This is a genomic window from Lactococcus sp. S64, assembly GCF_016516525.1.
GTDB classification, from domain to species: domain Bacteria; phylum Bacillota; class Bacilli; order Lactobacillales; family Streptococcaceae; genus Lactococcus; species Lactococcus lactis.
The window spans coordinates 259,323-269,047 of record NZ_JACVUQ010000003.1 but is presented as its reverse complement, the minus strand read 5'-3'; the positions used below and the strand labels follow the sequence as shown (position 1 = coordinate 269,047).

14 protein-coding genes and 1 pseudogene are annotated in these 9,725 nt (G+C 29.0%); 13 read left to right on the top strand and 2 right to left on the bottom strand.

From position 1 onward, the window contains the following. Nucleotides 1-396: MucBP domain-containing protein (locus IAE51_RS05355; RefSeq protein WP_200094938.1), on the top strand; the 396-nt coding region annotated here is incomplete at its 5' end. 42 nt (nt 397-438) lie between these two features. Beyond that, the gene (locus tag IAE51_RS05350) at nt 439-729 is read left to right on the top strand and encodes a helix-turn-helix transcriptional regulator (RefSeq protein WP_200094946.1); all 291 of its coding nucleotides are present in this window, start codon (nt 439-441) and stop codon (nt 727-729) included. Between the two features lie 1,735 nt (nt 730-2,464). Here IAE51_RS05350 and IAE51_RS05345 read toward each other — a convergent pair. After that, entirely contained in the window at nt 2,465-2,722 is a 258-nt protein-coding gene (locus tag IAE51_RS05345; RefSeq protein WP_200094936.1) for a hypothetical protein, read from the bottom strand. Nucleotides 2,723-2,748: 26 nt separating this feature from the next. Then, nucleotides 2,749-3,228, bottom strand: coding sequence for a hypothetical protein (locus tag IAE51_RS05340; protein WP_200094934.1), 480 nt, complete (start codon nt 3,226-3,228; stop codon nt 2,749-2,751). A 730-nt stretch (nt 3,229-3,958) separates the two neighbouring features. Between IAE51_RS05340 and IAE51_RS05335 the strand changes: the two genes are divergently transcribed. The 11 genes and pseudogenes from IAE51_RS05335 to IAE51_RS12430 all read left to right on the top strand — a co-directional run bounded on the left by IAE51_RS05335 (nt 3,959) and on the right by IAE51_RS12430 (nt 9,597). Beyond that, nucleotides 3,959-4,450, top strand: coding sequence for a hypothetical protein (locus IAE51_RS05335; protein ID WP_200094932.1), 492 nt, complete (start codon nt 3,959-3,961; stop codon nt 4,448-4,450). A 129-nt stretch (nt 4,451-4,579) separates the two neighbouring features. Next, nucleotides 4,580-5,530 (top strand): alpha/beta hydrolase, encoded by a 951-nt coding sequence (locus tag IAE51_RS05330; protein WP_200094930.1) that lies wholly within the window; start codon nt 4,580-4,582, stop codon nt 5,528-5,530. A 441-nt stretch (nt 5,531-5,971) separates the two neighbouring features. After that, nucleotides 5,972-6,526 (top strand): hypothetical protein, encoded by a 555-nt coding sequence (locus IAE51_RS05325; RefSeq protein WP_200094928.1) that lies wholly within the window; start codon nt 5,972-5,974, stop codon nt 6,524-6,526. A gap of 55 nt (nt 6,527-6,581) precedes the next feature. Further along, the gene (locus IAE51_RS12440) at nt 6,582-6,740 is read left to right on the top strand and encodes an AraC family transcriptional regulator (protein WP_200094944.1); all 159 of its coding nucleotides are present in this window, start codon (nt 6,582-6,584) and stop codon (nt 6,738-6,740) included. Beyond that, a complete protein-coding gene (locus tag IAE51_RS12435) occupies nt 6,692-6,841 on the top strand; it encodes an AraC family transcriptional regulator (protein WP_200094927.1) in 150 nt (49 codons plus the stop codon). Before IAE51_RS12440 ends, IAE51_RS12435 begins: the two co-directional genes overlap by 49 nt. Before the next feature lie 942 nt (nt 6,842-7,783). Next, complete coding sequence (locus IAE51_RS05310) at nt 7,784-8,242, top strand: hypothetical protein (protein ID WP_200094925.1); 459 nt, start codon at nt 7,784-7,786, stop codon at nt 8,240-8,242. Continuing rightward, entirely contained in the window at nt 8,239-8,376 is a 138-nt protein-coding gene (locus IAE51_RS05305) for a hypothetical protein (protein ID WP_200094923.1), read from the top strand. The genes IAE51_RS05310 and IAE51_RS05305 overlap by 4 nt, the downstream gene beginning before the upstream one ends. Before the next feature lie 9 nt (nt 8,377-8,385). Then, nucleotides 8,386-8,685 carry a hypothetical protein gene (locus tag IAE51_RS05300; RefSeq protein ID WP_200094921.1) on the top strand — a complete coding sequence of 100 codons (300 nt, stop codon included), beginning with the start codon at nt 8,386-8,388 and terminating at the stop codon, nt 8,683-8,685. After that, a complete protein-coding gene (locus IAE51_RS05295; RefSeq protein WP_200094919.1) occupies nt 8,657-8,911 on the top strand; it encodes a hypothetical protein in 255 nt (84 codons plus the stop codon). The genes IAE51_RS05300 and IAE51_RS05295 overlap by 29 nt, the downstream gene beginning before the upstream one ends. Beyond that, nucleotides 8,878-9,348, top strand: a pseudogene (locus IAE51_RS05290) (DNA recombination/repair protein RecA); the annotation flags it as partial. The gene IAE51_RS05295 and the pseudogene IAE51_RS05290, both read left to right, overlap by 34 nt. Nucleotides 9,349-9,354: 6 nt before the next feature. Then, on the top strand, nt 9,355-9,597 hold the full coding sequence (locus IAE51_RS12430; protein WP_370524360.1) for a hypothetical protein: 243 nt from the start codon (nt 9,355-9,357) through the stop codon (nt 9,595-9,597). Nucleotides 9,598-9,725: the final 128 nt, after the last annotated feature.

Below are 9,725 nucleotides of genomic sequence, written 5' to 3'. Positions count from 1 at the left end.
GTAGATACGGATGGCAATAAGATTTCCGATGATGCCGTGAAATCAGGTAATGTTGGCGATTCTTACACCACGGAACAAAAGACGATTGATGGTTATACCTTCAAAGAAGTTCAAGGAAATACCACAGGTACCTTCACAGATCAAGCTCAGACGGTGACTTATGTTTATACAAAAGATACTCATGTAACTCCTACTCCTAAGCCAGATGATCGTCCAGCAATCCCACAAAGTAGTGAGGGTAGTGACAATAAAACTGATCCTAATTTTGAAAAAAAGAATACACTTCCTCAAACTGGTGATGATGAAGGACTGTCGGTTATTGTAATGATTACTGGATTTCTTATCGTTCTGGCAACAACTGTTGTGATTCTCTTTAAGCGTAAAAAACATGATTAAATGACTGAAGAAACTATATTTTATAATCGATTAAAATAAGAAATTAAAAATTGCAGTAAGTCTACCAACCAAATTGAACGGGAATTGGGGTATTCAAGGAATGCACTCCATAATTATAAGAATGGGACCGAACCTTCAGGAAATCGTTTGATCGAACTAGCAGAATATTTTCACGTCTCCTTTAAATTTTTAATTGAGAAGACTGATGATCCAAATGAGAGTAAACCTTCGGAGCTATTTGAGCAATTGAATGAGAGACAAAAGTTTGAAATGTTAAAACTTTGTCAGGATTGGTCAGACAAGTTATTAAGTGACACTTACTGTTTAAATTGAAAAATAAAAAATCTTATTATGAATGATAAGTTATTTTATTTTTGCTTAACTTAATGACATTGCTGGTAAGGCTGGTCTTTTTTCCCTCAATATTTAAATGAAAGCTTTAATCAGTTTATTTTAGAAATACCAGTATAATGAGATTTAAGAGAGTCAAGAACTTCTTGAAAACTATTAAAGCTTAGATAATCTGAGTATTTATCTTCATCACTTAAGCCCGAAATATCGACCTTGTTGTCTTTAAGTGTCAAACCAGAATAGCCATAAAATTTATATTTAGAAGGCTCGACTTTATTATCTGACTTCTCATCAATTTTATAAATAGTAAGTATAGAGAATTATCCTGTAGTATCAGAACTAACACTATACCAAGAATTAGTAATATCTTTCCAACATATTAGCTATCTTGACGTGTCACAGTATAAGCAGACCAAGAACCTGATTTATTATCGTCACGTGCAACGGAATCTGTATGATTGAGTAAATCATACAGATTTGAAAGTTGTACAGTATTTTTGACACTAGATATTACAACTGCTTTTGATTTAGCCCCTTTTAGTACTTTTACGTTTGAAGATTTTTGATCAATATAGTTATTTGATAATGTTAAAGTTACTTTGTCTCCATTTGAAAGCTTTGTATTTTCCTCATTAGTACTAAAAATATCCTCGTCATATTCAACTTTTCCATAGTGGCTAAAGCCATTAGACTTAACGGATTTTAATAGGCTATCAATAGCATAGGTTGTTGATTTTTTTAGTCCTGAGACAGTGAAGTATGAAAAATCTAAAGGAATTAATAAATAATAAAATATGATAAAAGATCAGCATAAAAATTTATATTTAAAGTGATGCATGGGTAATATCAATTTTTTAAATAACAAAAGGTAATTATGGATAATAACTAGAGAGTTAAAATGTACAAGCAAATATTTCGAATTCTTTCATTTTAAATTAATTTATTAGGACTGAAATCTAAAAACTCAGCAAACTAGAGAATGACTAGTGTAAACAGAAAATGTTTTTTTAGAGTACTATTTTACTAAAGCTGAGAGAAAATAAAATGACTCTAGCATCAATTGTAAAATATTAAATTTATCAAAGAGATTTTTTCAGAGTAATATAAAAATTTGTTAGGAACAATAAAGTTATTTACATGAAGCAGAAGGCTTTAATTAATATAGTTACAGTAAAAATTAAAAAAACTTATTTAATAAATCTTTGAAGATATCAATTATTGATTCTGACTCATTATAGCTCTTATGATCTCCCGACTCAATATAGTAACAAGAGTAGAGAAGATTTATATGATTGTTAAAGTCAATATTTCTAATCCCAATCCTTTTTTGAAGACTTTCATTAAAAAGTCCGTAATTTATTAATGATAAAAATTGAGGAGAGGTTACTTTACCTGAGTAGAGTTGAAAATCAATACTTACGCTTGTCATTTTCTTTTCCAAGGGGTTAAAAAAGTGTAGTTGAGGGACATTTCTGTTCATAAAATTATAGTAATTAATTTCATCTATAATGTAAACATCCATAGATGTGATTAAGTGATTGGTATACATTGCTCACGAATAATTTATAAACATTATGTATGCTATTTATACCCAATTTCATTTTAATATAATCTTTATGTATTTTATTATTAATAAAAAAATTAGCATTCCTATTGAATTTATAAATGTATTCTTGTAATTCTTCTTGATTTCTGAAAAAATCTCTATGATTCCTGGTTATTTTTGAGTTTTAGATTCGATAATAAACAAATCATTATCTAAACAAAAAATTAAATCAAGTTCATAAAAATTATTATTTTCTTTTGCTTTTAAATTTGAAATTGTTTTTCTTAATTGTTTTTTTGTTAAAGATTCAATGTGATTTTCAAAATTTGTTCCCTTTTGGTTTAATAATGATTTATTTCTATCCTCATCAATTCCTAATTGAGACATTAGAGATTGTGATATATCAATTAATAGCATTATATTAGCCATCAATACTAATCCTTCTTCAAATGGAATTAAGGGGGGGGGGCATACAAATCTTTTGCTTGCGATGAAAAAGTCATTTTTCTTATAATATTGTCTATATTTAATTCTGATATTCCAGCACATGAAAGAATGTTCTTCCATTCTAAAATGGAAAAATAAATTAACTGAGAGTTAGTGTTAATCATATTAGTTTTACTGATCCTTCTAGACATTTCATATAAGCACCAATATGCAGTTACCCATTCATGTAATGGGATATTTTTATATTGTTGAGTATAGTGGTTAGTATAAAAATATTCAGTTATTTTATTGTAGAGACTTTCTTTCTCAGATTTTAGAAGTAGATTTAAATTATTTGTAGGAAGAAAACTCTGAAAATTAGTTTTAGCAGCTTTTACATCTAAAAAAGGAATTTGTGGCATCAATCTATTTTTTCCAAATTCTCCGATTTCTTTTGCAATATATTTTTGCTTTTTATTAGAATAATAGATTTCTATGTGGCTGAACATCCATGTTTCAATAATATTATTAATAGCTCTTAGCTCTGATGCAATTATTAAATGACTCCCAATTATATTTTTTCAGATTCATTTATTACAGTAGATATATTGAAAGTGATATCTTTTAAAATCATACCAAGTGAGTTAATAATAACTTCATTCCTATCAGATATATCACTTGGATTAGATCCAACATCTAAGCTTTTTTGAAATTCTGACGAAATATACACATTAACATACGAACATAATAAGTATGGTTGTTTTTCAAGAGGTAAAGGATTATAATTCCCACTAACTTGTTTTAATATTTCATTTTTGAAATTCTTCAACATAGAAATTTCAGATAATAATTTTTCAACTTTCTTTGGAATGATTTTCTTTAAATTCTGATTAATAAATATAGTTACATTTTCACGCTAAGTTTTACTTATTTTCTAAAATCATATGATACGTATATACCGGATATTTTTATTACTCGAATTAATTGATCATATTTTTTTCTTTATAAAGTTTCTCTAAATAAAGCAAAAACTCAGTGCTATTTCTGTTTTTCTCTATAGAAAACATATTCCATTTTTTCATTCAGACACCTTTTCCTTAGTTTGTAACAAAAAAATATTAATTAAACAATATTATAACTTAATTATAAAAAATATTAATATTAGCAATTGTTAATCATTTATGTTATGATAACTTATTATAAATAATCGTTTGATTATTTAGGAAGCAGGACGAAAAAATGGTAAAAAATTTATACGTAGTACTGTCTTTTATAGGAACATGGATGTTATACGTGTTTCCACTTTATCAAGGAACATTAGAAATGTCAGAGCAACAACGAATCATAGGAAAATTTACTAATAAGGACAAAAAGTTTTTAAAAATATCGAATTGTTATTGGTTACTACCTTTTTTAAAAATTCATTTAGAAAAAAAAAGAGCAATTAAAATATTAAAAGATTCTACAAATAATGAAAGGGATTATAAAGAATTATTATCATTTTTTGATAAATCATTAGTATGGATTTATGTCTCACTAGCAGGCTTACTAAACGGCCTTGTCTCAACTCATGAATTAGTAGAAGTGTTTACTATAAGATCGCATACATTATTTATATTAGGGATAGATATATTGATGCTATTAATAGGTATTGTCCATGCATACTATAGGGTCACAGATAAAAGAATAACAAGAGAATTAGTAAAAATAAAAAAAATGTTGGGAAAATAAGCATTTTATTTTATAATAATTGTACTGAAGCCTACTTTTAAAATTTATAACTTTTGCGATTTGAGTTGTAAGTCATCTTAGTTGACGATTGAAATCTTAATAGTTATAATGCACTTAAGGAGGTAGTATATGACAACCAGAATTTCATTAGAAAAAGAAGCGATTGATTTTAGTGAGGCAAATGATGCTCATCCAAGAATCTACGAGTTAGATCCCAAGGAAGGCCGTGCACTACTTGAGAAAGTACAGGAAAGTCCAGTTCAAAAATTGGATGTAGATATCGAAGATGAGTTAATGTATACAGGGAAATACGGGAAAATCAACGTTAGATTTATTCGCCCTGTTGGTAATAAATCTAAATTACCTGCTATCCTTTACATTCATGGTGCTGGGTGGGTGTTTGGGAGTGCAAAAACGCATGATAAACTTGTTCGGGAACTTTCTGTTCGTACAAATTCAGTTGTAATTGTTCCAGAATATAGTTTATCGCCAGAAGTTCAATATCCTGTGGCTATTGAACAGAATTACTCTGTTTTGCAACAACTAGCTGATATTGCAGAGCGTAAAAATTTAGATCTTAATCATTTAACAGTATCTGGAGATTCAGTTGGTGGCAATATGGCTACGGTCATGACGATAATGACAAAACAAAGAGATGGCATTCCTATTAATCAGCAACTTTTATATTACCCAGTAACAGATTCAAACTTTGATACAAATTCTTACAATGAATTTTCAGAGGGTTATTTTTTAACCAAAGAAGGGATGCAATGGTTTTGGGATCAATATACAACAGATCAAAAAGAACGTTCTGAGATTACAGCATCACCTTTAAAAGCAGATTTAAAAGATCTTGAAGGGCTTCCTGCAGCAATGATTTTAAATGGAGAAGCGGATGTTTTAAGAGATGAAGGAGAATCCTACGCTAGAAAACTTCGTGATGCTGGTGTTGAAGTGACTCAAGTACGCTTTCAAGGGATGATTCATGATTTTGTGATGGTTAACAGTATTGATCAATCAAATGCAACTCGAGCTGCAATGGATCTATCGACAGATTGGATCAATAAAAAAAATAAATAAATAAATAAATATTTTCTATAATCATGAGATTTGTGCTTATCGTAAAGTAAAATCTATTATGGGTTTATAAAATATTCAATAAAATTTGTTGGAGACTATAGACTTTACCTAAAACACGATACATTTAAGTATCGTGTTTTTTTGTGTTCGGAAATATCAGTTTGAGAAATTTTAAAAATTATACTTTAGATGTAAAACTTATAAATGCTGTTGTTTTTTATTAATCGTGTATAATAAAAAATACGCTGTTGTAAATTGAAGTAAACTAAGAAATTATAGAAATTTTAAATTGGGATACTTGAAATATTTTAATAGGCTTGTTGTATAACTGCTCTAGTCGCTGTGAATGGGTAGAATTTTTGAAAAAAATTGTCAACTTAAAAGAAATATTTTAGTAATTCTTAAGGAGACTTAGTGTATGGACTATAAGACAGTATTTTTGTGTTAGAACAATTATATGAAAAATCATTAATTCCAATTATTGTTGCTAATGAAAATGAAGATATAATCATTCCAGAAAAGCCCGAACACGCTGATCAATATTTTAATAAATCATATTTGAAAAATGTTACGGAGAAGGGGATCAACTTACGGGAGAATAACGATTACTTTTTTGTTAGCTTTTATTTTAAAATGAATGATGAAAAGAAATGTATTGCGGTAATTGGCCCGTGCAATTTCATAGATTTAACTCGAAATAATTATTCTATTAATAGATCAAAAGAGCTTTCAAAACTAACGCTTTATGAAAATAAAAAAAGATACTTCATAAAATTTGTTAAACTGATATTTTCAATTCTAAATAATAAGTTACCCAAACTGAATCAATTGAAATGGATTAAAGGAAAAAAGAGCTCACAAACCTTTATCGAAGCAGGCATGGAAAAAAATCTGAATATCATACGTTACGAAGATATTGATATGGACTCTATAGAATTGGAAAAAAGATTAATCGAGTCTGTACGTAGAAATGAACCAGAATCTGTAATAGGGTAGGAAACCCTCTAGTTAAAGAAGTGGTACAGTATATTGATCTAAAGTACATGATAAGATTTCAATTGAGGACATATCAAAACATGTACAAAAGCATAGAAATTATATTTGTCCACTCTTTAAAAAAGAAATGGGAATGACAATTCTTCAGTATACAAATCAAAACATATGTTACTATTTGCTGATAGAAGTTTTAAAGATATCGCTAATTCTTTAAATTTTTCCAGTCAAAGTCATTTTATCTCACAGTTTAAAAAACAAGAAGGAATGACTCCTTTAGAATTTAGGAAGAAATATTCTTCAACAGCATTATATTAATTTGGTGAGATAAAATTTATGATATTTTATCTGTATCTCTTCATTATAACTAAAAAATCGTTCAAAAGATTCCTGAAAATAGCAATGTAGTTATCAAAGAGCGATTTCAATAATTAGGCAATTTAAGAATTCTAGTTCCGCTATAAAATAGCACAAAGATTGATAATATAGATATTGATAAACATAAATAAGAAAGGGTTATAATAATGTAGCATTATTAACAAAATGTTTGGATTAAAAATTTAGTAAGAAATATTTTTTTTCAATAAAAGTAGAAAGTAGAGAATAAATAGAGAGATTTATAATCAGCTCTATATCTTCCTATAAAAATATAAAACCCGTTCAGTGATGAGCGGTTTTTTCCTATTTTATTTAATGAAACAAATGTTTAATTCTATATCTAATAGGCTGTTATTTCACATGCAATTTCTTGATTTAATCTTTGGGGGTTATTACAATATAATTAATAAATGTAAATTTTAATATAGATTAACATGATGAATTTCAACACCACATTGAATAGTAAATAAAAAAGTTACTAGCAGCGGGCTAGTAACTTTTAAACTATTTAGAAAGAGATAAAACGTTTGCAAAGAACTCTTAACTAAAAATAAAGAGGAGGGAATCGAACCCATTAGCTAATAATTAATAATTATTAACTCTCCAACCAACTTTGGATTTCTTTTATAATTTACTACTTAATCATACTATTAAAAAAAAAGTTTGTCAAAATATAAGTTTTTTATTTACTTAAATAAAAATAAATTAAATTGTAAACAGGTCTGATATATTTTTTGATATGGACCATATAAATTGAAGATTAGTATCACCAAAAGAGTATTTATTCATTTTCTTTGAATATCTAATAATGTAAAAGGGCTTTATCAGGAGTCTTTTTTTGTGTGAAATAATTAAGAAAATATTGAAATAGAGGAAAAACTGATGATTGATTTAGCGTGGATAGTAACAATTTTGAGTATCATAATTTTAGGAAGCCTTTCGGCCTTCACCTTGATAAATAAAAGCAAAAGAAAGTTAGTAATCGTACTACTTGGAATTGGAATATTTATTTTTCCGCTAAGGGTTGGGGTTGTCTGGAGCTTATATACTCACGCTGAGCCAATAGATTCAACGCTCCCCTATATCTTGAAAAACAATGTTCAAAACGAATTACCCCTTTTTTCTCAAACAGAAACATCGGTAAAAATATTTGATAATTCGAAACGACAATTTTTTGTTCTTTACAAATTTGGGTGTCCTTATTGCAATGGTGCACATGCAGAAATTGAAAGAAACATTGCGCAACTAAAAGACAAAACTCAAATTCATTATGTAGAAACGAGTACACCATTAGGGAAAAAACTCGTAAAAAATATCATATTCAAAAAGCACATACGATGATTGTAACCAATCCTCAAAAAAAAGAAGCTCAAATGTTTGAAGAAGGATTAGCTAAAACCTTAGCTTCTGGTAAAACAAGTTATCAAGCAGATAAAGCAAGGATCCATCAAGCCTACAAATATTTTACTGAATAAGGAGTAAGGATGAAACACAGACTTGTGAGTCAAACCCATCACACAAAAATTAAAGATGAACTTGATGAAATTCTTACGATATTACGCTATTTTTATCAGAAAAAAGGCTTTAATGAGCCTTTTGAGTTAAAAGAAAGTAGCCATGCCTTGGCAACAATGATGCAAGTGGGGCGAGTGAGAAGTGATCAATTTGAAAGTGAAATACAGGAGATTTGGAATCAAATCGCAAAAGGATTAAAACAATTTAAAGATTTAAAAATAACGCAATTAGGAGGCAATGATGAAAAAAGAAAGACAGACGAAATTTAAAAAGAAATTGAGCCAGTATTTACCCAAATATTTTAAAAGTAAAGCAAAAGAGGTTGATGAAGAGTGTACACCAGTTATGATTGTACCTTCTTTGACCAATCCAAAAACACTGGAAGGAAATATCAGCCTTAGTCTTCCGGTAAAACAACAGTTGCACTTCAAGCAGTTGCAGAGACTCAAAAAAGTGGTGGATATGTGGCTTACATTGATGCTGAGAATTCGCTAGATATTGAGTACGCAGAAAATCTAGGAGTCAAATCTGAAAGTTTGATATTTGCCCAACCCGACACAGGTGAGGAAGCATTTTTTATGCTTAATGAATTTGTGAAGACAGGTGCTTTTGATTTAATCGTAGTTGATTCTGTTGCAGCACTCACCCCTGCTTCTGAAATTGATGGAGTAACTATTCCAGGACAACAAGCAAAAATGATGTCAGAACAGCTCTCTAAACTTGTATCAAAGGTCAATCAAACAAAAACTGTGATTATTTTTATTAACCAAGTAAGATCTACAATGCGTGGGATATTTATAAATAAAGAGACCACACCCGGTGGCTCTGCACTTAAATTTTATTCGTCAATTAGAATAGAAGTGAAGTCTGGAGAAAAAATTAAGGATGGAATTGACACTATTGGAAGGAAAACGACGCTCCATACAGTTAAAAATAAAGTGGCAGCACCCTATAAAAAGCCAACTGTAATTAATATTTTTGGAGAAGGATTTGTACAAGAAATTGACAGCGTGACTACGGCTATTCAAGTCGGAGTTGTTACTAAATTGGGAGAGTGGTATTCCTTTAATGGCCCAAAATTAGGACGTGGAACATTTGGAGTGAAAGAATATCTTTCGACGCATCCAGCTGTATTTGAAGCTCTTTCTAGTTTGACAAGAGAAGCGCTACAATTTAGTTAATGATCAGTAGCTATAATTTTTTTAAAATCATCTAATAGAAGATGATTCTATAGTTTATACATTCCAAACGTAACCTTCTGACATGATGTGTTATAATAATACAAAAGGAGCGATTATGAAAAAATTTG

Excerpts from the sequence above, each read along its gene's own strand:
- IAE51_RS05295 (WP_200094919.1), top strand. The coding sequence starts at position 8,657 with ATGAAAAAAGAAAGACAGACGAAATTTAAAAAGAAATTGAGCCAGTAT.
- IAE51_RS05305 (WP_200094923.1), top strand. The coding sequence starts at position 8,239 with ATGATTGTAACCAATCCTCAAAAAAAAGAAGCTCAAATGTTTGAAGAA.
- IAE51_RS05310 (WP_200094925.1), top strand. The coding sequence starts at position 7,784 with ATGATTGATTTAGCGTGGATAGTAACAATTTTGAGTATCATAATTTTA.
- IAE51_RS05335 (WP_200094932.1), top strand. The coding sequence starts at position 3,959 with ATGGTAAAAAATTTATACGTAGTACTGTCTTTTATAGGAACATGGATG.
- IAE51_RS05345 (WP_200094936.1), bottom strand. The coding sequence starts at position 2,722 with ATGGCTAATATAATGCTATTAATTGATATATCACAATCTCTAATGTCT.
- IAE51_RS05300 (WP_200094921.1), top strand. The coding sequence starts at position 8,386 with ATGAAACACAGACTTGTGAGTCAAACCCATCACACAAAAATTAAAGAT.
- IAE51_RS05340 (WP_200094934.1), bottom strand. The coding sequence starts at position 3,228 with ATGTTCAGCCACATAGAAATCTATTATTCTAATAAAAAGCAAAAATAT.
- IAE51_RS05330 (WP_200094930.1), top strand. The coding sequence starts at position 4,580 with ATGACAACCAGAATTTCATTAGAAAAAGAAGCGATTGATTTTAGTGAG.
- IAE51_RS12435 (WP_200094927.1), top strand. The coding sequence starts at position 6,692 with ATGTTACTATTTGCTGATAGAAGTTTTAAAGATATCGCTAATTCTTTA.